The 22638-nt window shown below is 55.2% G+C and carries 22 protein-coding genes; 14 read left to right on the top strand and 8 right to left on the bottom strand.

Annotated elements, in window-relative coordinates; genetic code table 11:
• Positions 1 to 27: 27 nt before the first annotated feature.
• From ACT3TC_RS01310 to ACT3TC_RS01265, 10 genes are all read left to right on the top strand, one after another.
• The gene (locus ACT3TC_RS01310) at positions 28 to 1014 is read left to right on the top strand and encodes a KpsF/GutQ family sugar-phosphate isomerase (protein WP_444638855.1); all 987 of its coding nucleotides are present in this window, start codon (positions 28 to 30) and stop codon (positions 1012 to 1014) included.
• 36 nt (positions 1015 to 1050) lie between these two features.
• Positions 1051 to 1593, top strand: coding sequence for a KdsC family phosphatase (locus ACT3TC_RS01305; protein ID WP_172116313.1), 543 nt, complete (start codon positions 1051 to 1053; stop codon positions 1591 to 1593).
• Positions 1593 to 2165, top strand: coding sequence for an LPS export ABC transporter periplasmic protein LptC (gene lptC, locus ACT3TC_RS01300; protein WP_444638854.1), 573 nt, complete (start codon positions 1593 to 1595; stop codon positions 2163 to 2165). Before ACT3TC_RS01305 ends, lptC begins: the two co-directional genes overlap by 1 nt.
• Positions 2166 to 2173: 8 nt before the next feature.
• Positions 2174 to 2665 (top strand): lipopolysaccharide transport periplasmic protein LptA, encoded by a 492-nt coding sequence (gene lptA, locus ACT3TC_RS01295; RefSeq protein ID WP_444638853.1) that lies wholly within the window; start codon positions 2174 to 2176, stop codon positions 2663 to 2665.
• A gap of 9 nt (positions 2666 to 2674) precedes the next feature.
• Complete coding sequence (gene lptB, locus ACT3TC_RS01290) at positions 2675 to 3424, top strand: LPS export ABC transporter ATP-binding protein (protein ID WP_087109427.1); 750 nt, start codon at positions 2675 to 2677, stop codon at positions 3422 to 3424.
• A gap of 123 nt (positions 3425 to 3547) precedes the next feature.
• On the top strand, positions 3548 to 4957 hold the full coding sequence (locus tag ACT3TC_RS01285; protein WP_444638852.1) for an RNA polymerase factor sigma-54: 1410 nt from the start codon (positions 3548 to 3550) through the stop codon (positions 4955 to 4957).
• A 98-nt stretch (positions 4958 to 5055) separates the two neighbouring features.
• Complete coding sequence (gene hpf / locus ACT3TC_RS01280; RefSeq protein ID WP_172116309.1) at positions 5056 to 5364, top strand: ribosome hibernation-promoting factor, HPF/YfiA family; 309 nt, start codon at positions 5056 to 5058, stop codon at positions 5362 to 5364.
• A 4-nt stretch (positions 5365 to 5368) separates the two neighbouring features.
• Positions 5369 to 5839 (top strand): PTS sugar transporter subunit IIA, encoded by a 471-nt coding sequence (locus ACT3TC_RS01275; protein WP_193053810.1) that lies wholly within the window; start codon positions 5369 to 5371, stop codon positions 5837 to 5839.
• A gap of 67 nt (positions 5840 to 5906) precedes the next feature.
• A complete protein-coding gene (gene rapZ, locus ACT3TC_RS01270) occupies positions 5907 to 6821 on the top strand; it encodes an RNase adapter RapZ (RefSeq protein WP_444638851.1) in 915 nt (304 codons plus the stop codon).
• 60 nt (positions 6822 to 6881) lie between these two features.
• Entirely contained in the window at positions 6882 to 7151 is a 270-nt protein-coding gene (locus ACT3TC_RS01265) for an HPr family phosphocarrier protein (protein WP_172116307.1), read from the top strand.
• Between the two features lie 10 nt (positions 7152 to 7161).
• Here the strand turns inward: ACT3TC_RS01265 and pmbA are convergent, their stop codons facing one another.
• Positions 7162 to 8502 carry a metalloprotease PmbA gene (gene pmbA / locus ACT3TC_RS01260; RefSeq protein ID WP_444638850.1) on the bottom strand — a complete coding sequence of 447 codons (1341 nt, stop codon included), beginning with the start codon at positions 8500 to 8502 and terminating at the stop codon, positions 7162 to 7164.
• Between the two features lie 96 nt (positions 8503 to 8598).
• Between pmbA and yjgA the strand changes: the two genes are divergently transcribed.
• Positions 8599 to 9120 carry a ribosome biogenesis factor YjgA gene (gene yjgA / locus ACT3TC_RS01255; protein WP_444621400.1) on the top strand — a complete coding sequence of 174 codons (522 nt, stop codon included), beginning with the start codon at positions 8599 to 8601 and terminating at the stop codon, positions 9118 to 9120.
• Between the two features lie 3 nt (positions 9121 to 9123).
• Here yjgA and tldD read toward each other — a convergent pair whose 3' ends face one another.
• The 7 genes from tldD to ACT3TC_RS01220 form a co-directional block, all read right to left on the bottom strand.
• A complete protein-coding gene (tldD, locus tag ACT3TC_RS01250; protein ID WP_444638849.1) occupies positions 9124 to 10578 on the bottom strand; it encodes a metalloprotease TldD in 1455 nt (484 codons plus the stop codon).
• The gene (locus tag ACT3TC_RS01245) at positions 10575 to 14441 is read right to left on the bottom strand and encodes a YhdP family phospholipid transporter (RefSeq protein WP_444638848.1); all 3867 of its coding nucleotides are present in this window, start codon (positions 14439 to 14441) and stop codon (positions 10575 to 10577) included. Before ACT3TC_RS01245 ends, tldD begins: the two co-directional genes overlap by 4 nt.
• A gap of 4 nt (positions 14442 to 14445) precedes the next feature.
• Positions 14446 to 15909 carry a ribonuclease G gene (rng, locus tag ACT3TC_RS01240; protein ID WP_193053815.1) on the bottom strand — a complete coding sequence of 488 codons (1464 nt, stop codon included), beginning with the start codon at positions 15907 to 15909 and terminating at the stop codon, positions 14446 to 14448.
• A 74-nt stretch (positions 15910 to 15983) separates the two neighbouring features.
• A complete protein-coding gene (locus ACT3TC_RS01235) occupies positions 15984 to 16586 on the bottom strand; it encodes a Maf family protein (protein WP_444638847.1) in 603 nt (200 codons plus the stop codon).
• 2 nt (positions 16587 to 16588) lie between these two features.
• Entirely contained in the window at positions 16589 to 17077 is a 489-nt protein-coding gene (gene mreD / locus ACT3TC_RS01230; protein ID WP_441677028.1) for a rod shape-determining protein MreD, read from the bottom strand.
• A complete protein-coding gene (gene mreC / locus ACT3TC_RS01225; protein WP_444630078.1) occupies positions 17077 to 18018 on the bottom strand; it encodes a rod shape-determining protein MreC in 942 nt (313 codons plus the stop codon). Before mreC ends, mreD begins: the two co-directional genes overlap by 1 nt.
• Before the next feature lie 24 nt (positions 18019 to 18042).
• A complete protein-coding gene (locus ACT3TC_RS01220) occupies positions 18043 to 19080 on the bottom strand; it encodes a rod shape-determining protein (RefSeq protein ID WP_441677026.1) in 1038 nt (345 codons plus the stop codon).
• 233 nt (positions 19081 to 19313) lie between these two features.
• On the opposite strand from ACT3TC_RS01220, the gene gatC reads away from it, so the two are divergent.
• The 3 genes from gatC (at position 19314) to gatB (ending at position 22628) form a co-directional block, all read left to right on the top strand.
• The gene (gene gatC, locus ACT3TC_RS01215) at positions 19314 to 19601 is read left to right on the top strand and encodes an Asp-tRNA(Asn)/Glu-tRNA(Gln) amidotransferase subunit GatC (RefSeq protein WP_444638846.1); all 288 of its coding nucleotides are present in this window, start codon (positions 19314 to 19316) and stop codon (positions 19599 to 19601) included.
• A gap of 112 nt (positions 19602 to 19713) precedes the next feature.
• Positions 19714 to 21174, top strand: coding sequence for an Asp-tRNA(Asn)/Glu-tRNA(Gln) amidotransferase subunit GatA (gatA, locus tag ACT3TC_RS01210; RefSeq protein ID WP_444638845.1), 1461 nt, complete (start codon positions 19714 to 19716; stop codon positions 21172 to 21174).
• Positions 21174 to 22628 carry an Asp-tRNA(Asn)/Glu-tRNA(Gln) amidotransferase subunit GatB gene (gene gatB, locus ACT3TC_RS01205; protein ID WP_444638844.1) on the top strand — a complete coding sequence of 485 codons (1455 nt, stop codon included), beginning with the start codon at positions 21174 to 21176 and terminating at the stop codon, positions 22626 to 22628. Before gatA ends, gatB begins: the two co-directional genes overlap by 1 nt.
• The last annotated feature ends 10 nt before the right edge of the window (positions 22629 to 22638 follow it).

The raw sequence follows: 22638 nt of genomic DNA, 5'->3' as shown, positions 1-22638 counted from the left end.
CTGTATTTCTATTAAAACGAGATGTTCATGCCCCAGCCCTCACCCACTGTTAGCCCGTTGCGTGAAAGCGCCCTACGCACGCTGCAAATAGAACAAGCCGCCATTGGCGGTCTTCAAGGCAAGCTTGATGAAAGCTTCGACCGTGCATGTGAATTGATGCTGGCGTGTCAGGGCCGGGTCGTCGTGACGGGAATGGGCAAGTCTGGCCATATAGCAGGAAAGTTGGCCGCCACGCTTGCCAGCACCGGCACACCTGCTTTTTTTGTTCACCCAGGTGAAGCTAGCCACGGCGACCTGGGGATGATTACGCGCAACGACGTGGTCCTGGCACTTTCAAACTCCGGAGAAACCGCCGAAGTGACGGCGCTACTGCCTCTGTTAAAACGGCTAGGCACACCGTTAATTAGTATGACAGGCCGCCCTGGCTCAACACTTGCCAAACATGCGGATGCTCACCTGAACAGCGGTGTTGAACGCGAAGCGTGCCCTCTGGACTTGGCCCCCACAAGTTCCACGACGGCCGCCCTTGCCCTGGGCGACGCGCTTGCCGTTGCGCTACTTGAAGCACGCGGATTTACCGCTGATGATTTTGCCTTATCGCATCCCGGTGGCAGTCTGGGAAAACGACTGCTATTGCGCGTTAAAGACCTTATGCATAGCGGCGCACGCTTGCCGCAGATAGCACTAGGCAGCCCGCTGCGTGATGCGCTCTTGGAGATTACCCGCCAAGGGTTGGGATTTACCTGCGTTGTCGACAGCGAAGGGCGACTTGCAGGTGTTTATACCGATGGCGACTTACGCCGCACCCTCGACCAGTTTCATGATCTGCGTAAAGTAACTGTGGACGATGTAATGACCCGACCCGGCAAACGCATTGGCCCCGACCTACTGGCCGCCGAAGCGGTGCGCATCATGGAAGATAGCCGTATTACTGCGCTAGCGGTCGTCGATGACGAACAGCGCCCCATCGGGGCGCTCCATATGCACGACTTGCTTGCCAGCGGCGTTATCTAACCACTTTACCCAACAGTTTACTGACAAGGAGTCTCTATGGCCCTCCCCACTGCGCTACTTGACCAGCTTCGCCATGTGCGACTACTTGCCCTCGATGTTGACGGTGTGCTCACCGATGGACGGCTATACTTTCAAGCCGATGGTATCGAGATCAAAGCCTTCCATACACAAGACGGCCATGGCTTAAAGTTGCTTAAACGTGTGGGCATTCATGTGGCGTTAATTACAGGACGCGACTCCCCCATGGTGAGCCAGCGTGCTGCGGCGCTGGGAATTAACCTTGTCCATCAGGGCTGCGAAGATAAGCTCACTACTTTGAAAGCGCTGTGCGAGCGCCTCAATCTGAACCTAAGTCAGGTGGCTTACTGCGGCGATGACTTGCCTGATCTTGCGCCTATCAAACGCGCAGGCGTTGGCATTACGGTACCCAACGCACCCGATTACATGCATACCCACGCTGACTGGATTACCGACCGCTTGGGTGGTCACGGCGCCGTACGTGAAATTTGCGATACATTGCTTGAAGCGCAGGGCCACTGGAGTACTGTTCTTGAGTCGTATTTGAATGGTCGCGTGTAATGTTTCAAAGAACCAAGAAACGCGTCGGGTTAGCGGCCCTGGTGGTCGCTTTAGGGGGGCTGCTGGTATGGCTGGACCCACGCGGCCCGGAAGACCGGCCCGTTGACGAAGAAGCGCAGGCTGAAGAGCCTAGCCACGTGCTGGAAAATGCCGAGATCACGCTGTTTGGTGAAACAGGGCATATCCAGCAGTCGCTGTCCGCGCCTTTATTGGTTTACATACCACAAAGCACCCAGGCCGAAGTCACTCAACCCGAAGCGACGCTGTTTGATAGTGATAACCGAGAGTGGCTCGCTCACGCCAACGAAGGCGTTCTGAACACGGCCACCCAAGCGCTAACACTGTCTGGTGATGCACAGCTTCTGGCGCCTACAGAAGGCTGGCAGCTTGATACTGAGTTATTACATTATGATGGGGTAGCGCGTCATGCCTGGAGCGAGGCGCCCGCCGTGTTTCAGCAGCCACCTCAACAAATGAGCGCATCACGTATGGATGTTTGGCTTGATGATAGCCAGGTCCGACTAACCGATAACGTCCGCGGCCATCACCCCCCCGCAACACAAAATCCTTAGGAGTCGCTATGAACGCTTTTATTCGCACCGCGCTTTTCGCCCTTGCGGTGCCGCTATCGGCAGCGGCCCAGACAAGCCAAGCTCCCATTGAAGTAGAAGCCGACCAGCTAGACCTTGATCAGCGTGCAGGCACTGCCGTTTATTCAGGCGATGTCAATATTCGCCAAGGCAATATGCAGCTACGTGGGGATCGCGTTGAAATTATCCGTAACGACGCGGGTGAGCTTTCTCGCGCTATTGCCACCGGAGAGCGCGCCTATCTACGCAATCAACTCGATGATCAGGACACTCCGATGGAAGGATGGGCACGACGCGTGGTTTATCACGTAGCAGAGCGGCGTGTAGAGCTTATTGACCAGGCCGAACTGACCCAGGCGGGTGATCAGTTTACCGGTGGCCGCCTGGAATACTTCATTGACCGCGAAGTGGTGCAGGCACGCTCCGATGCAAACGGTAGCGAGCCGCAGCGTATTCGCATGACGCTTCAGCCAGCGCAATAGGAGCCAACCATGTCTATTGCGGAAGCACCGCCCATAAAAACCCTTTACGCCAATCACTTGGCAAAAAGCTATAAGCGCCGCCGCGTGGTTAAAGACATTAGCCTGGAGATTGCTCAAGGCAGCGTGGTAGGCCTGCTTGGCCCTAACGGCGCGGGCAAAACCACATCGTTTTATATGATTGTGGGCCTGGTGAAGTCTGATGCGGGTACGGTGCGTATCGACGAGCAAGACTTAACCCGCGTTCCCATGCACGAACGCGCGATGGCCGGCATTGGCTATCTACCCCAGGAAGCGTCTATTTTTCGCAAGCTATCGGTTGCGGATAATATTATGGCGATTCTGGAAACCCGCAAAGATCTGGACAGGGCAGGACGAGAGCAGCGGCTTGAGGCCCTGCTTGACGACTTTCATATTACCCACATCCGTGACAGCTTGGGCATGAGCCTTTCCGGCGGCGAGCGGCGACGCGTCGAAATTGCCCGCTCCTTGGCCACAGAGCCCGCGTTTATCTTGCTGGATGAGCCATTTGCAGGTGTCGACCCCATCTCGGTTGGTGAAATCAAGAGCATTATTCGCGCCTTAAAACAGCGCCACATTGGCGTGCTAATTACTGACCATAACGTCCGAGAAACACTGGATATTTGCGATATCGCCTATATTGTCGGTGACGGCCACATCATTGCTGGCGGCAGCCCTCAGACTATCCTTGATAACCAAAAAGTGAGGGAAGTTTACCTGGGTGCTGATTTTCGCTTATGAATTTAATTTCACCGCTAAACAGTGATCTGCAGTAAAAATTTTATCAGTGGCATGCTTATTGCACTTGCACAACAACATGACTCGCACTAGGGTGAAGCTTTCCGATTAACGAGTGGTTCTCAGATGGTCATGAAAGCTTCTCTCCAATTGCGTATCGGTACGCAGCTGACCATGACACCTCAGCTGCAGCAAGCGATTGCACTGCTACAGCTATCGACATTGGATCTACGTCAGGAAATTCAGCAGGCACTGGATGCCAACCCAATGCTGGAGCAGGAAGACGAGTTCGGCGAGCAGGCGACCGTCGAAACACCCGACGAGGAGTGGTCAGAAAGCATTCCCGAGGAACTGTCTGTCGATAGCGACTGGTCTGACACTTACCAGGACATGGGTAGCTCTGGCAGCGAAGGCCCTGATTTTGAACGCCAGGCCGCGGAACAAAGCCTGCATGGACATCTCCTTTGGCAGCTGGCGATGACCGATTTTACGGCTCGTGAGCAGCTAATCGCCGAAAGCCTGATTGATGCACTGGATGCCAATGGCTACCTGACGCAGCCGCTCAACGATATCCGCGATGGGTTACGTGCTCAAAGCATCGAAGGTCTCAGCCAGCGAGAGTTGGAAACCACTCTGATGCGCTTACAGCAGTTCGAGCCAACGGGCGTCTTCGCCCGTGACTTGCGCGAATGTTTGATGCTTCAGCTTGCAACGCTCCCCGACGACACGCCCCTACTGGTTCCCGCGCGCCGATTGGTTCGCCAGTTTCTTGAAGCGCTGGGCAAAAATGACATGCGCCTATTAAAGCGCCGCCTAAGCCTGGACGATGAGCAGCTAGACGATGTGATCGGTCTGATCCGAAGCCTGGACCCACGCCCAGGCAGCGCTTATGGCGTCACCGACGATAGCTATATCACGCCCGACCTGGTCGTACGTCATGATCATGAAGGCTGGCACCTGGAGCTAAACCCTGAAGCCCTGCCCCGGCTGCGTATCCAGCCCGACTACGCCAGTTTAATCAAGCGTGCAGACAAGAGTCAGGATAACCAGTTTTTAAAAGAGCACTTGCAAGAAGCGCGCTGGCTAATCAAAAGCCTGTCCAGCCGCAACGACACGCTTCTACGCGTAGGGCGCGAGATTATCACTCGCCAAATCGGTTTTTTAGAGCACGGTGAAGAAGCGATGAAGCCGTTGATTCTTGCCGATATTGCCGAGGCGGTTGAGATGCACGAATCAACCATTTCTCGGGTCACCACACAAAAATATATCCATACCCCACGGGGTGTCTTCGAACTTAAGTACTTTTTCTCAAGCCAAATTAGCGGGCAAGATGGCGCAGACAGCCACTCAAGCACCGCGATTCGCGCCCGGCTTAAAAAGTTGATTCAAGATGAGCCTCCCGGCAAACCTCTTTCGGACAGTCGTTTGGTGACATTACTGGGAGATGGCGGCATCACAGTGGCACGCCGTACGGTGGCGAAATATCGTGAGTCGCTGGGCATTCCCTCATCAAGTGAACGTCGTCGTTTGCGTTAGTCGTTACAAGAGAAATGGCAAAACTCGCGACAGGGGCTTTGCAACACCGTAAAAAGGGTTACAATCGAAATTCAGTCCGATGGATAAGGAGCACGTCAATGCAAGTAAATATCACGGGTCATCATGTAGAACTGACTGACGCCTTGCGTGACTACGTTAATGAAAAACTTGAACGCATCGAACGTCATTACGACCACATCACCACGGTACAAGTCACCTTATCTATTGAGAAGGAGCGCCAACATGCCGCGTGCACCCTTCATGCGGCAGGCGCCGACTTACATGCCGACGCCGAAGATGTCGATATGTATGCCGCTATTGACGCCTTAGCAGACAAAATTGATCGTCAACTCGTTAAGCACAAGGAAAAAGCACAAGCTCGCGCCCAAGGCGCTGGCGTGCGTTAATTCAATGACGTTGGAAACCATCCTCCCCCCGGAGCGCGTACTTTACGACGTGCCCGGGGGCAGCAAAAAGCGGGTGCTGGAGTTTTTCAGCACCTTTATCGCTCAAAATACACCCAGTCTGGATAGCCAGGAAGTTTTCAGCCGACTGATCGGCCGGGAACGTCTTGGCAGCACGGGGATCGGTAACGGCGTCGCCATCCCCCATGCGCGCAGCCCACATTGCGTTACGCCTATTGCGGGTTTTTTAAAATTATCAGAACCTATTGATTTTGATGCTATTGATGGCGACCCGGTCGACCTCGTCTTTGTGCTGCTTGTTCCCGAAGAGGCTGACGACACGCATTTGTCGCTTTTGGGCCAAGTGGCCACCATTATGAATGATGCGAGCACACGCCAGGCATTACGCAAAACCAGCAGCCAGCACGATTTGCTTGACCTGCTAATGGGCAAGATTCGCGAACAGGCCGCTCCATAATCGCCCATAACGACTAACACATTTTCATGCGTTATCCCTTTTATACGTTCAATCAGAGAGAGCCACTATGCAACTGGTGATTATTAGCGGCCGCTCTGGCTCTGGCAAATCAATCGCATTACAAGCGCTGGAAGATATTGGCTATTACGCCATTGATAATCTCCCCGCCATGTTGCTTGGTTCTTTGGTTGACGAACTCCGTGACGAGGGTGAGCGCACGCATCTAGCGGTCAGTATTGATGCCCGCAACCTGCCAGCGGCGCTTGAGCGCCTTCCCGCACTGCTTGAAGAGCTGCGCGCGCGGCCTATAGATTGTCAGGTTATCTATCTAACCACCGATTCACGTATTTTACTGGAACGCTATTCTGCGACACGGCGACGCCATCCGTTAACGCGCAACAGTGATATGACGCTTGAAGAGGCGATAGAGAAAGAGGAAGAGACGCTCAACGAAATACGTGATTTGGCCGACCTGCGGATTGATACATCACGCTTATCGGTCCACGACCTGCGTCGGCGCATTTCAGACCAGGTAGCCCACCAGCGCAAAGACCAGCTAACACTCACCTTTGAGTCGTTCGGCTACAAGCATGGCGTACCCATGGATGTAGATTTAGTCTTTGATGTACGCTGCCTGCCCAACCCTTATTGGGACCCAACGCTACGCCAGTACACAGGACGTGATGCCACGATTATTGCGTTTCTGCGCGGCTACCCGATTGTCGAAGAGATGAGCCATGATATTCAGGCAATGCTTGAGCGCTGGCTGCCTGCTTACCAAAATAGTCAGCGCAGCTATATGACGGTGGCTATTGGCTGTACCGGCGGGCAGCACCGTTCTGTGTATATTGCCGAACAGCTGGCGCAAAAGCTGGCACCGCTCATCGGCGAAGTCCAGTTGCGTCACCGAGAACTGGAGCTGCAATACACGCTACGAGGAACCCGGGCAGAGCCACCGACGGCTCCTCCATTTTCCGAGTAGACGCCCAGCCCTACGTAAACGCTTATGCCTAATGACACCACTCGGAAAAAAGGAACCAGGGTGCCAGAAAGAACCTTAACGCTTACCAATCAGCGCGGCCTACATGCCCGCGCCGCCACAAAACTGGTGAAGTGCAGCCAGCACTACTCCGCCAGCATACAGGTGTATAAACAGCAGCAAATGGCTGATGCAGCCAACATCATGTCGCTATTGATGCTGGCCGCACCCTGCGGCACCCAACTGCGGATTTGTGCGGAAGGCGAGGATGCCGAACAAGCGCTTGATGCAATCCAAGCGCTGTTCGACGCCCGCTTTGACGAAGATCAGTAGTGCGGCTTTTTTAGCTACCGGCGACGGTCATCGCATCCACTAACCAGCTGCCCGTATGAATGCTGCCGCGCGTATCGATATCACTTCCGATACCAACAAGGCCTGAGAACATACGCTCAAGGTTTCCAGCGATGGTAAATTCTTCAACCGGATACTGGATTTCTCCATTCTCGACCCAGAAGCCCGCCGCACCACGCGAGTAATCCCCGGTTACGCCGTTCACGCCTTGGCCCATTAGTTCGGTAACCCAAATGCCTCGACCCATCGTTTTAAGCAGCGCATCACGCGTCTGCAAGGGTGCGTCTAAACGCACGTTGCGGACACCGCCAGCATTCCCCGTGGTTTGCATGCCCAAGCGACGGGCACTGTAGGACGAAAGCATATAGCTTGCGATACGCCCCTGTTCGATAAAGCGGTTATTACGTGTCTGCACACCTTCTCCATCAAACGGCGTACTGGCGGTCGCTCCTATTTCCATAGGGCGCTCTTCCAGACTAAACCACTCAGGAAATAACGGCGTGCCCAAACGGTCACACAAGAAAGAGGATTGACGATACAGCGCGCCACCCGCCAATGCGCCCAATAAATGCCCAACCAAACCACTAGACAGCGAAGGATCAAACAGAATGGGAAAGGTGCCGGTTGGCGGCCGCTTGGCACCTAACCGGCGCAGCGTACGGGCCGCAGCCTCGCGCCCTACTTCGCTCGGGTCGCGCAAATGCTGAGGATTACGCGCAGAGGTATAGTCGTAGTCCCGCTGCATACCGTCTTCATCCTGAGCAATGAGCATGCATGAAAGGGAGTGACTACTGCCTTTTTGGGTACCTAAAAAACCATGGCTGTTAGCATAAACCCGTACGCCCTCACCGCTTGAAAGCGACGCGCCTTCTGACTGACTAATACCCTCAACGTCGCGACCCGCCTGCTCGCAGGCAAGCGCAAGGTCGATTGCTTGCTCAGTTGTCAGCGCCCACGGGTAATGAACCTTAAGGTCCGGCAATTCGGTCGCCATCTGATCGGCATCCGCCAAGCCAGCCACCGGGTCTTCACCGGTATAACGCGCAATGGCTAATGCTTTCTCAACCGTTGCTTGAATCGAGGCACTGCTGGCGTCACTCGACGATGCACTTCCTTTGCGCTTGCCGACGTAAAGCGTGACGGCAATGCCCTGGTCTCGTGAAAGCTCAACCGTCTCCACATCGCCCAAGCGCACGCTAACGCCCACGCCCTGGTCAACGCTTGCACCCACTTCCGCCGCATCGGCTCCCAGGCGCTTGGCCAAGGTCAACGCCTCTTCTGCACGCGCGGTTAGCAGTGCCTGCTGCGAGGATGCATCAAATGCCTGTGCCATATAGCCTCCTTTTTCGTACGAATCTCATCGCCGAATCAATGTTCTTGTCGCAGCCTGATATAATGCTGCCAACGAATCTTGTCTGTGAGCCTTACTATGCCGAAGAAACGCCCCGAGCCCCTTGATACTCAAGAACCCGAAGAGCGCCCCAGTAAGTCGCAGCTCAAACGCGAAATGCATGCGCTCCAAGCACTCGGCGAAACCTTAATCGCCATGAAACCTGCTGAGCGTGCCCGCTTTCCTCTCTCCGACGACATGCTGCGTGCCATCGAAGAGACCTCTCGTATTCGCTCCCACGAAGGGCGCCGCCGTCATATGCAGTATGTCGGCAAGCTGGTTCGCAAAGAGGACCTGACCGCGATTCAAGGTGTCTTTGACTCAATTGAGCAGGAAAAAGAGCAGCGCGACCATGCCTTTCATCGTCTTGAAAAGTGGCGGGACCGGCTTATTGGAGAAGGCGATCCTGCCATTGACCAGTTTATGGCAGACTATCCCAATGCGGATCGCCAAGCGCTACGTCAGCTAGTTCGCAACGCTCAGCGTGAGCGCGATCAGGACAAGCCGCCCGCCAGCTCGCGTAAGCTGTTCAAACTTCTCCGCGACACGCTGGCGCTTTAATACTTACGAGGACTGCGTACCGCCAACGGTTAGCTCATCCAGTTTTAGTGTGGGCTGACCCACCCCAACCGGTACGCCTTGACCCTCTTTGCCACACACGCCAATGCCTGTATCCAGCGCCATATCGTGGCCGATCATGGAGACACACCCCATCGCCTCCGGCCCATTACCAATCAGCGTGGCACCCTTAACGGGCACCGTAATGCGACCATCCTCAATCAGGTAGGCTTCGCTGGCGGAGAATACAAATTTGCCCGAGGTGATATCCACTTGTCCGCCACCGAAGCTAACAGCGTAAATCCCTTTCTTGACGCTTTTGATAATATCCTCGGGTGCATCCTGACCTGCCAGCATGACCGTATTGGTCATGCGCGGCATGGGCAAATGCGCAAACGACTCGCGGCGAGCATTACCGGTTGGCGCCATGTTCATTAATCGAGCATTCAGCTTGTCCTGCATATAGCCAGTAAGAATGCCGTCTTCGATCAACAGCGTGTTTTGCCCGGGCGTGCCCTCGTCATCGACACTTAACGAGCCGCGACTATCAGCAATCGTGGCATCATCGACCACCGTCACACCCTTGGCAGCGACGCGTTGCCCCATACGACCCGAGAATGCCGAACTGCCTTTACGGTTGAAATCACCTTCCAGCCCATGGCCGACGGCTTCGTGCAGCAAAATACCCGGCCAGCCAGAAGCCAGTACCACCGGCATTTGCCCGGCTGGCGCATCGACCGCTTCAAGATTGACGAGCGCTTGGCGTACGGCCTCTTTTGCGTATCGCTCGGCAACACCTTCATTACGCAGGCGAGCCATGGAGTAGCGTCCGCCACCGCCTGCACTGCCGCGCTCTCTGCGGCCATTTTTCACGGCAATTACGCTAACGTTAAAGCGCACCAGCGGGCGAATATCCGCGGCCAAGGTACCATCACTGGCACGCACCAGAACCACTTCGTAAGTGCCAGAAAGCGAGGCGCTTACCTGAGAAACGCTAGGGTCAGCCGCGCACGCGATGCGATCAGCTTCTTTTAGCATGGCGACCTTCTCTTCAGCAGTCAGCCCCGCTAAAGGATCAACACCAGCGTAAAAAGGGGCCACTGAAACCGGCTGAACGGCTTGCCCAGGCAGACACTTGCCACTACGCACAATGCCTGACGCCGTGCGCCCGGTATCGATCAGCGCATCCGCACTAATCTGATTGGAGTAGGCAAAGCCGGTTTTTTCTCCGGCCAGGGAGCGGACGCCCACACCGCCATCAATGTTGTAACTTGCCTCTTTTACCTCCCCATCTTCCAACACCCAGCCCTCTGTCCAGGTGCGCTGAAAGTAGAGATCGGCGTAATCCACACCCGCGCCCATGGCGTACTCAAGGCCTTTATCAAGCCCATCAAGGTCCAAGCCACCCGGCGTAAGAAGAATGGAAACGGCGGAGTCTATATCGCTCTTAAATGCGGTCATTCGGAGCCTTCTAAAGTAACCTGCGGCGAAGTCCAGGGGCCTCGCGCGCGATAATGAATGGTCGTCGCTCGGTCCAGAGCGCTGCCAAAAAGCTGATCAGCAATAAATAGTGCGCCACCTACAACAGGAGCGCCCACCGCAATGGCGGCAATGGGCAGTGTTTGCGTCACCGGCATCACAACGCCAAGGCGCAAATCAAGCTCTCGATGAAGCAAGTTAACATTACCGGTTAGGGTTAAATTGGCGGCAGGTGCTTTAATTTGCAATGGCTCGCTCAACGCAAGCTGGCCATTTTCGACATCTGCCGTGCCGTCAACGCGATCAAAAGCGGTGCCCGTGCCGGTGACGTCAGAAAAATCCAACCGCAATCGACGCAATATATTATCGAAATTCAGCAGGCCAACGAGACGCACCGGTGCAGAGTCCAGATGCATAAAGCGCCCATCCTGCACGTCGATGCCTATGTCGCCCTGCGCCTGATTTAACGAGAACTGCCATGGTGCGCCCGCCCAGCCAAGATTGGCGGTTGCGGTAGTACGTCGGCTGCGTAAGGCAACGGGTTGATCCATGCGCTCAAGAGCGGTACCTATATCGCCGCCTTCGATGGAAATATTGGCCTGGGTTCGACTGGTCGAGGCATCGCCCTCCCAATAGAGTTCACCACGAGCAGAAAGTTGCCCAAGCGTTAACCCAACCGGCATTAGCGAAAACCGGCCTGGTTCAGTGTGCCAATAGGCGGATAAAGGCCCGAAACGGCTTTCCCCCATGCTCATTTCCGCCAACCGAAGTCGCCCATCGGGTAGCTCAGCCAGCCACTCAGGAATAGCCGCAGGCACTGTGCGCTGCGTCTCCACTTCACCGAGCCAGGAATCCGGCGAGGTCGTTTCTGACTCACTACTCGCACCTGCCAAATTAGTCAGCCGATCCAGTGCTAACTGGCTAATGGTGATATCCAGAGGGTGCTGAGCTGCTTGCTGATAGCGAAGATGCCCCGCCACCAAGTCGCTCTCAAGCGCTGCGGTAACTGTGCCATTCTGTACACTGCCGATTAATGCCGCACCACCAACGCATGCTTGCTGATAGACAAGGCAAGCGGTATCCAGGGAAAACTCCAACGGCGGATGCTGACCGGATAGTTGAGCGGTTAGATCACCGCTCACACCCTGGTCGCCTCGAAACAGTGGAGCGACGGCTTGTTGCCACGCCATCGGGTCAATGCGAGGAAGGTTTGCCTGTAAGCGAAAGCCTGACTGCATCGGCCACTCGGGTGCGCTTACCTCAGCATCCGCCACATGCAGGTTTCCTGACACGTCATCTAACCGATCCTTTAAGCGTAAATGCGCGATATCGGCCAAGCGACTCTCCACCCGGCCACTGTCGAAATCAGCATTAAGCGTCCAGGGCCAAGGCTCGCCTACAGCCTTGGCAAAAGGTTCAGGCAGATCAAGCCGCACCCCTTCAAGCTGGCTTTCTAGAGATAGCGCAGGGCTTGGCTCAAGCGTTACGCGCCCTTGCCACTGCATCGTTCCATCAAGCAGCTGCTTGCCTTGCTCGGCAGGTATATCCACCAATGAGAAAAGTGACGCCACCGGCGTTGTCCCCCGCAAGCGGATACCGTCTCGCTGGGTATGCATGTCAGCACTAATATCGCCGCCCAATAGCTGTCCATCGACACTGCCTATTAGCGCCATGCTGTCACCGTACTGCTGCCAGGTTAACTGGCCCTTTACCGCCCGAAGCGCCTCGCCCACGGGGGCGTAAGCGACACGGGTGAGCGCAGGGACTGCATTGACTTCCAGCTGGAAATTATCTGGCGCTTCCAGAGGAAGCAATATGGCTAAATCAGCCTCTACCTCGCCTTCAGCCTGAAGGTCGTTGAGAATATTCATATCGACATCAGGTATCGATGTTAAAAATGCAATCAGGGCGGAGCCATCGCCATGCAGGTTACCCGACACATTGAGTATCTCATCTTGCATGGTCAGCTCGCCTTGTGAAGCGGTTATACCGCGACTCTGGGCATGCTCAACCCGCGCTTCAAGCACCTGATTTTGCCACGTTAAACGCCCTTCAACATCCTCCAGGCGAGGCCAGCCGGGGGCAATAGGCAAATGCCCTTCGGTTATCTTAAGTGCCAGCGTTGCGGATATATCATCAGCGCTAATGTCGCTCTCGATAGGCAGACTCAGTTTGAGCGAACCATTAGGCACCTTGCCGCCAATATCATCTAACAGCCAGTCACGCAGTTCCTCATCGAATACATGCAAGGGCAGCCATTGACCCAGAGGGCGCTCAAGCGCATCGACATTGGCAAAATCGATATCCAGTCCGAACCGACCTGTCTCCTCTGCAACCACTAACCCAAACCCACCGCTTATCTGGGCATCGTCCCAATCCACGTTAATTTGACGGCCGCTGACCATCGTATTAGGTCCATCGTAGACCCACTCTACGATGCCCTCAGCCTGCTGAAGCTGCATGGATTCGGTGAACAAGTCGGGGAAATAGAGCGAACTGTCACCGGCACTATTAAACGTCACCCGGCCACGGGAGTCCCGAGCTTGAACCCAGGCATCCATGGGGCCGCCACCTGGTGCGCCTTCCCAGGGCGATACTTCGACGCTGGTTAACGCCGCATCGACCTCCCAGCTACCCTCCTTCTGGCCTAAGCTCAGCCCTTGCACCCGCCCCCTCGGAGCCAGCGTTTCCAGTACACGCGTCACGGATTCGGGTAACAATACGTAGTCTCGCCAAGCAGTGAGCGAAGCCAGCTCAAAAGCACTGGTACGCAGCGCCCACTGGCCTGGCCGATGAGACAGGTACCAGTGATGCGGCAGTGCTGGGCCCTCTATCGCCTCGCCAGGTTCGGCCCAATCAACACTCTCTGCGTTACCGCTTAACCACGCTTCACCGCCCTCTCCTTCGCGTTGCCACTCACCCTGTGCTTGTATGTTTCTTAGCACGGCGAACTGAATATCCTGGCGCAGCACTAGCTCAGGGATATCGATGGCAAGGCGCACCTCCTGAAGCCCGCCTTCATACCAGCGGCCCCACACGCGTGCATCGCCTCCGGCCTGCTCCAGGTTCGGCACATGTTCTGGCCGAAACAGCTCAACCAGCGTCAGTAACTGATCAAACTGGGCCTCCAGCTTCAACGTGGCAGAGAAGTCGTTCAGGCCATCTCGGCCCGGCTGCATTTCCGCTAGTAGCTGTACAGCGGGTATTGGTGGCGCTTCGCTACGCTCCGAATCAAGAACGTCGACCGTACCCTGAAGTTTTGCCCCTTGCTGATTGCCGGCTAATAACAGCGCAGGAGCTTCGAGCATGACGCGCTCTTGCTTGCCGTGCAGCACAACACGCGTGTCATCAATCCAGATTTGCTGGCGCAATACCCATTCCGTCCAGGCATCAATGGTTGGCAGGTCAACATCCTGCTCTGGCGCTATATGCACCGGCAGCTTGGCAGGGTCGGGCCACTGCCAAACGTCGTCCACTCCTTGATAAAGGTGAAATTCGGTTTGATGTAATCTGATATCGCTAAAAATAGGCAAGAGATTACGTAGCGATGCGCCAATATCCAGGCGCAGCTCGGCTTGGCGCAGTGAAAAAAGCGGCTGACCGCTCGGCGTTTCGGCCCCAAAGCCTTCAAGCTCCACGATCAGCTCACTGCGCGCCATTGAAAAGGAGAGGTTTTCAATCGTGACCGGCACACCAATCTGAGCTTCCAAAAAAGCTTCAACATGCGGCGTCAAAGTATCTGCCTGACTGACCATGAGCCGGAAAAGCAGCGCTACTACCGCAATACCGCCCAGTCCCCAGGCAAGCAGAAGTAAACTCCAACGCGTCAGCGAGCGGATCGTCATGGCATCACATCAACACAATGTCGTACTGCTCTTGTGAGTAGTGTTGCTCCACCTGAAAACGAATCGTTTTATTAATAAACGTTTCCAAGTCTGCCACTGCCGCCGACTCCTCATCCAGCAGCCTATCAACGACGGCCTGGGAAGCAAGCACGGTATACGTTTCAGGGCTATAGGCGCGTTCTTCACGCAGAATCTCGCGGAAGATCTCGTAGCACACCGTTTCAGGGGTTTTGAGCGTGCCGCGTCCGCTACACGTAGGACAGGCATCGCACAACGTTTGCTCGAGGCTCTCACGAGTACGCTTGCGCGTCAGTTGCACAAGCCCTAACTCGGTAACACCGGTGCATTTGGTCTTGGCATGATCACGCTCCAGCGCTTTTTCAAGCACACGAATAACCTGGCGCTGATGCTCTACCTCCGCCATATCGATAAAATCGATGATGATGATGCCGCCCAGATTGCGTAACCGAAGCTGGCGGGCAATGGCCGTTGCTGCCTCAAGGTTGGTCTTGAAAATGGTCTCTTCGAGGTTGCGGTGCCCAACGTACCCCCCCGTATTGACATCAATGGTTGTCATCGCCTCGGTCGGGTCAATGACCAGATATCCGCCTGACTTCAGTTGCACCTTGCGGCCCAGCGCCTTCTGAATCTCATCTTCTACACTATAGAGATCAAAAATGGGCCGCTCGCCTGGGTAGTACTCAATTCTATCCACGGCATAGGGCATAAACTCTTCGGCAAATTCGACCAGCTTGACAAAATTTTCCCGAGAATCGATACGCACTTTCTCGATGTCATCACGCATCACATCGCGCAAAGTACGCATAAACAGCGGCAAGTCGTCATAAATGACGTTGGACGGCGCCGCGCTAATTTTGCGCTCGGTAACTTTACGCCAGATACGCAGCAAAAAGTGCATATCGCCCGCCAGTTCCTCATCACCGACGCCTTCAGCGGCCGTGCGTACGATAAAGCCGCCGGTAACTTCCAATGTTTGCTCAGTAATGCTGCTATCCAGCAGGGCCTTCAGGCGCTCGCGTTCACGCTCATCTTCAATGCGCTGTGAAACTCCATGATGAGGAGAGTCGGGCATATACACCAGATAGCGAGAGGGAATAGAGAGGTGCGTGGTAAGACGCGCCCCTTTCGTACCAATGGGGTCCTTGGTTACCTGTACGACCAGCGCTTGCCCCTCGTGCAATAACTGCCCAATGGTTTGCTGCTCATCAACGGGCGTGCCGGAGGGCATAACTTCATGGGCATGGATAAACGCCGCGCGCTCAAGGCCAATATCGACAAAGGCAGCCTGCATGCCAGGCAATACGCGAACCACTTTGCCTTTGTAGATATTACCTACAATGCCACGTCGTCGTGAGCGCTCTATAAGCGCCTCTTGCAAAACGCCATTTTCAACGAGCGCAACCCGTGTTTCCATGGGCGTTAAATTGATGAGGACTTCACCGCTCATGCAAAATTCCTTCTCGGTTCACGTATATCACACCCGTTACAGGGGGCATGAGACGACGAATAAGTGTGCGAGTATTAATGCCCCATCCAAATAGGCACTCCCTGCTGGCCAAGCAACTGCGCCGTTTCATAAAGCGGCAAACCCACAACGGCAGAGTGGCTACCCTTGATTTCTTCGACAAAAATGGCGGCCAAGCCTTGTATGGCATATCCGCCCGCCTTGTCCGCTGGCTCACCCGTTAACCAGTAATCGCTAATTTCCTGAGCGGTGACCTGTCGCATCTTGACGTCCGTCGTTACGCAACAACACAGCACCCCCTTGGGCCCCGTAACAGCCACCGCCGTCAGCACCTGATGTGTCCGATCCGACAACTGCCTCAGCATGGCGGCGGCATCGTCTGCATTAACCGGCTTGCCCAGAATAGTACCGTCTACCACTACGGCGGTATCCGACCCAAGCACCGGTAACAGCGTCTTCGGCGCAGCGGCCAAGGCCTTGGCAACCGCAAGACGCTTTACATAAGCCGCTGCTGACTCTCCCGGCTTTGGCGTTTCATCTACATCGCTGGGTATAACACTCACCGTCACCCCAATGGACGCCAGCAGGTCTCGCCGCCTGGGTGAAGCAGACGCCAAACAAAGCATGGGCGATGATGTAGTAGCCAGCGTTGACTGCATGCCTAAGCCCCCAGTAAGCGTCTTTCCAGTGCCTTAAACATGGTAGCTAACCATGGCCATAAAAAGGCACTGATTAACGCCGACATCAGGAAAGAGAGGTGTATTGAGAACTCCCCGGTTAAGGTACGTAACCACTGCTCGACTAACTGCACCAGGCCAAGCAGCACCAGCACCAGCAGCGACTGTTGAACCAGTGAATACGCTCGAAAGCGCGGATACACCAGGGCGCATAGAAACGCTAATAACGACAATATCAGCGCATGTTGGCCAAGCGCCGTTCCCTCTATCAGATCAAGCAGCAGCCCAAGCACAAAGCCATGGAAAACACCGACTCGGTCAGGTGATCGCATACACCAGTAAATCAGCATCAGCCCGATCCATTCAGGCCGATAAACTTGCCACCCCTCGGCCAGTGGCATGACTTGCAAACACAGCGCCAGAATCAAGCTAAACCACACCACTACCAAAGGTACAACAGGTGCGCGCGCCATTAGCGAACCTCCTGAGGATCAGCAGGTACCGTTGGCGCAAGGCGCTGGGCTGCATGTATCGCGCTGGCTGAGATATCCATGGACTCATCCCAAATTGAATCTTCGATGTCTTCGCGCGGCGGTGGGAAAAGCAGCAAGAAATGACGAGCACGCTGCAACTGGGCAGTAGGTTCAGCCGTTACATGCGCAAATGGCTGGCCGGGGTCATGATAAACGTTGGTAACGCGCGCAACGGGGTATCCTGGTGGAAAACGACCGGCAATCCCTGAGGTGGTGAGCAAGTCGCCTTCCCGAATATCCGCCGTGTCTGGCACGTGTAATACATTGACGCTGCCATAGCGACCAGCCCCCTGGACAATAAAGCGCAATCCGTTACGGTTAATCTGAACAGGCAGTGCATGGCTTGCATCTGCCAGCAACAGCACACGACTAGAGTACGCTGAAACGGCTGTCACTTGGCCTACCAGCCCCGACGCATCAATCACAGGCTGCCCAACATACGCCCCGTTACGATGCCCACGATCAACCACCATTTGATGGCTAAACGGGTCATTATCCAGGGAAAGCAGCTCTGCACTGATATAAGGAATTTGGCGCCGTTCTGCGGCGTTTAATAGATGACGAAGCTCGGTATTTTCAGCCGTCAGGTTGGCCATGCGCTGCCCACGATGAGACAGCGTCAAAATTTGTTCGCGCAGTCGGCGGTTTTCGTCCACCAATGCCTGCTGATCAGACAGCGCGAGCGCGCCCCAATTCAATAGATCGCTAGGCACGCTAACAATCCATTGAACAGGCGCAACAACCATCGTCATTTGGGCGCGCACGCCTTCCATGCGTGTAAACCGGTGGTCGGCAAACATCAAGGCGCTTGCCGCCAGCACGCAGAAAAACAGCCGGTAGCCCGGCAGCGACCCGTGTGAAAATAGCGGTTTAATAGGCAATCCCCCGCGATAAACCGCTAAAAATTAGTCGCTTGAGAGCAGCTCAAACGTGTGCTGATCGATCATTTCAAGCGCTTTACCGCCGCCTCTTGCCACACAGGTAAGTGGGTCTTCGGCAACGATGACCGGCAATCCCGTCTCTTCAGCAATCAGCTGATCGAGGTCGCGCAGCAACGCGCCACCGCCTGTTAACACCAAACCGCGCTCCGCAATATCAGAAGCAAGCTCTGGAGGCGACTGCTCAAGTGCGCTTTTAACAGCGGCGACAATCGAGCCAAGCGTTTCCTGCAGCGCTTCCAGAATCTCGTGCGAGTTCAACGTGAAACTGCGCGGTATACCTTCCGCTAAATTACGCCCACGGACGTCGATTTCACGCAGCTCACCACCGGGGTAGGCGCAACCAATCTCTTCCTTGATTCGCTCAGCCGTGGCTTCACCAATCAAGCTGCCATAGTGGCGGCGCACGTACGCGGTGATCGCCTCATCAAAACGGTCACCGCCTACGCGGATCGATTCTGAATACACCACGCCATTAAGCGAAATAATGGCAATTTCGGTGGTACCACCACCAATATCTACCACCATCGAACCTTGTGCTTCCTCAACTGGCAGCCCAGCGCCAATCGCAGCAGCCATTGGCTCTTCGATCAGGAACACTTCACGGGCGCCAGCCCCTTCAGCCGATTCACGGATCGCTCGCCGTTCAACCTGCGTTGACATGCACGGTACGCATACCAGTACGCGCGGGCTAGGCGTCAGGAAGGTGCTTTGGTGCACTTTACGAATAAAGTGCTGAAGCATCTGCTCGGTGACCGTAAAGTCGGCGATGACGCCGTCTTTCATGGGCCGGATGGCGGTAATATTGCCAGGCGTACGCCCCAGCATACGCTTTGCGTCGGCACCTACCGATGCCACGCTACGCATACTGCCAGACTGGCGAATGGCGACAACGGACGGCTCATCGAGCACGATGCCACGACCGCGAACATAAATCAGTGTGTTGGCCGTACCCAGATCGATCGACAGATCGCTGGAAAACAGCCCCCTCAAACGTTTGAACATGGATGTTGTTACCTAGTGCAGACCGGGAACCCTGTGCGGATGCAAACGGTATCACCGCAACCCCTTGGCAGCAAGCACGAGTCGCGCTGAACACTGCCCGCGGGGGTCAAAATGTGCTACCTTTTGCGGCTATTTTCCACGTCTGCTACACAAGACGTTTTTTCGATGACTGATTGTATACCGTATAACGCGGAATATGTTCCATCTCACGTTTTAGCGAGGAATTTTCGATCATGGCGCTTGAAGAATCTCATGTGCGCCGGGCTGCGCACCTGGCCCGACTCGCCGTCAGCGATGACCAGGCTATTGGCTTTGTAGACGATCTAAGCCGCATTTTGGACATGGTCGACCAATTACAAAGCATTGATACTGAGGGGATTTCTCCGCTTTCACACCCATTGGACGCCACCCAGCGCCTGCGTGCGGACGAAGTAACCGAAACCAACCAGCGCGACACCTTTCAGCGTTGTGCTCCGGCAGTGGAAAACGGCCTATATCTGGTCCCCCGTGTCGTTGAGTAAGAAAGCCGTGTTTTTAAGGCTGTTTTAACGACAGTTTTAATGACGGCTTTAAAGACAGTTTTAGCGACGGTTTCCACACTTTTCATACGTTCTCGAACGGAGCTTTCGGGTCATGCTTGATAAAACGTTAACGCAACTCACTGCCGCCTTAAAAAGTGGTGAGTTTTCCAGCCGCGAGTTAACCTCGCACTATTTACAAAAAATTGAAAAAACAGATAGCAAGATCAACAGCTTTATTACCGTGACCGCTGAACAGGCGCTTAATCAGGCCGAAGCGGCCGATAAAGCACGCGCAGCCGGTAATGCCGGGCTGCTTACCGGCATTCCTTTGGCGTTAAAAGATATTTTTTGTACACGCGATGTAAAAACCAGCTGTGGCTCCAAAATGCTGGATAACTTCATCGCGCCGTATGATGCCACCGTCGTAGAGAAGCTGAATGCGGCCGGCACCATCAGCCTGGGTAAAACCAATATGGATGAGTTCGCCATGGGCTCCTCCAATGAGAATAGCTACTACGGTGCGGTTAAAAACCCTTGGGATTCAACCGCTGTTCCCGGCGGCAGTTCCGGCGGAAGCGCTGCAGCAGTCGCCGCCGGCCTTGTGCCTGCGGCCATGGGTACCGATACCGGCGGCTCTATTCGCCAGCCGGCGGCTTTTTGCGGCATTACGGGCTTGAAGCCCACTTACGGGCGCGTTTCGCGCTACGGCATCATTGCCTACGCATCCAGCCTGGACCAGGCAGGTCCAATGGCCCGTTCGGCTTCCGACTGCGCGCATTTGATGAACGTGATTGCGGGTCACGACGTACGCGACTCCACTAGCGTCGCTCGCGGCGTGCCGGACTACACCGAAACCCTCAATGCGCCGCTTTCAGGTCTAAAAATCGGCCTACCAAAAGAGTATTTTGGTGATGGGCTAGACCCCGAGGTCGAAAAAGCCGTGCGTGACGCGGTAAGCGTGTATGAGTCACTGGGTGCGACGGTACGCGAAGTGAGCCTTCCGCATACTCACTATGCGATTCCGGCCTACTACGTCATCGCCCCTGCGGAAGCTTCCTCCAACCTGTCGCGCTATGACGGCGTGCGCTTTGGTCACCGCTGCAATGAGCCGGTCGATTTAGTCGATCTTTACATGCGCAGCCGTGCCGAAGGCTTCGGTGAAGAGGTCAAACGACGCATTCTGATTGGTACGCATACTCTTTCTGAAGGCTTTTTTGACGCCTACTACACCAAAGCGCAGAAAGTTCGCCGCTTGATTCGCCAGGATTTTTTAGACGCGTTTGAAGATGTTGACGTCTTGATGGGCCCGGCCTCACCGACGCCGGCCTTTGACCTGGGTGCCAAAAAAGATCCGGTCTCGATGTATCTGCAGGATATTTATACGATTGCCGTGAACCTGGCGGGCATCCCCGGCATCAGCGTACCCGCAGGCTTTGCCGGCGGCCGCCCAGTAGGCTTACAGATTCTGGGTACGCACTTTGCTGAAGCGCAGCTTTTAAATGTGGCGCACCAGTATCAGCAAGCGACCGACTGGCACCTTCAACTTCCTGCTATTGCCGAGGAGCACGCCTAATGCAATGGGAAACCGTAATTGGGCTGGAAGTCCACGTACAGCTCGCGACTCGCTCCAAGATTTTCTCTGGTGCTTCTACCGCGTTTGGCGCCGAGCCAAACACTCAGGCGTGTGCAGTTGATTTGGGCCTTCCAGGAACGCTGCCTGTGCTCAACGAGCAGGCCGTGGCCATGGCCGTTCAGTTTGGTCTAGCGGTCCATGCGGATATTGCTGAAGTATCGGTATTTGATCGCAAAAACTACTTCTACGCGGACCTACCCAAAGGCTATCAAACCAGCCAGATGTATCAGCCCATAGTGGGCCCTGGGGACGTGGAAATTACCCTGGATGACGATACTACCAAGCGTATTCGCATTCACCATGCGCATCTGGAAGAAGACGCTGGCAAGTCGCTGCACGAAGACTTTTTAGGCATGACCGGCATCGATTTAAACCGTGCAGGCACCCCGCTGCTAGAGATCGTTTCCGAGCCGGATATGAGCAGCGCCAAAGAAGCCGCCGCGTATCTTAAGGCGATTCACTCCATCGTTACGTACCTGGGCATTTCCGACGGCAATATGGCCGAAGGCTCAATGCGCTGCGATGTAAACGTGTCCGTGCGCCCGAAAGGTCAGGAAGCCTTTGGCACTCGGGCAGAGATCAAAAATGTTAACTCGTTCCGCTTTGTCGAGCGGGCGATTGCGTTTGAAGTAGAGCGCCAGATTGAGCTCATCGAAGACGGTGGCACCGTTGTCCAGGAGACACGCCTGTTTGATCCTGAGCGCGATGAAACCCGCAGCATGCGGACCAAAGAGGAAGCCAACGACTACCGCTACTTCCCCTGCCCCGACCTACTGCCCGTCGTACTTGATAACGCTTACCTGGACCACTTACGCAGCCAACTGCCTGAACTGCCCGCCGACAAGCGTGAGCGCTTCAAGAGTGAGCTAGGCCTTTCTGCTTATGACGCCTCGGTGCTGTCTGCCAGCCGTGAAATGGCCGAGTTCTTTGAGGAGGTTCACCAAGGTTGCGGTGATGCCAAGCAGGCCGCAAACTGGGTACAGGGCGAGCTTTCCGGGGCGCTTAACCGTGAGAACCTCGCCATCAACAGTAGCCCGATATCGGCGCGCCAGCTGGGCGAGCTACTTAGCCGAGTGATTGACGATACGATCAACGGCAAAGCCGCTAAGCAGGTCTTCCAGGCGCTTTGGAATGGCCAGGGCGAAAGCGCCGACGCCATCATCGAAGCCAAAGGGCTTAAACAGGTCACTGATACCGGCGCGATTGAAGCCATGATCGACCAGGTGATTTCTGAAAGCCCGGCTCAGGTCGCGCAGTATCGCGACGCAGAACCTGAAAAACGCGGCAAGATGATTGGCTACTTTGTGGGTCAGGTAATGAAAGCCTCGCGCGGCACGGCTAACCCCCAGCAGGTTAACGGCGTGTTAAAAGAGAAGCTCGACGCGCTGCTGTAAGCATCAACGT

Origin of the sequence: Halomonas sp. AOP27-A1-41, from assembly GCF_052378605.1 — a bacterium.
In the GTDB taxonomy this organism is placed as follows: Bacteria; Pseudomonadota; Gammaproteobacteria; order Pseudomonadales; family Halomonadaceae; genus Vreelandella; species Vreelandella citrativorans.
This window is presented reverse-complemented; position numbering and strand designations above follow the sequence as displayed.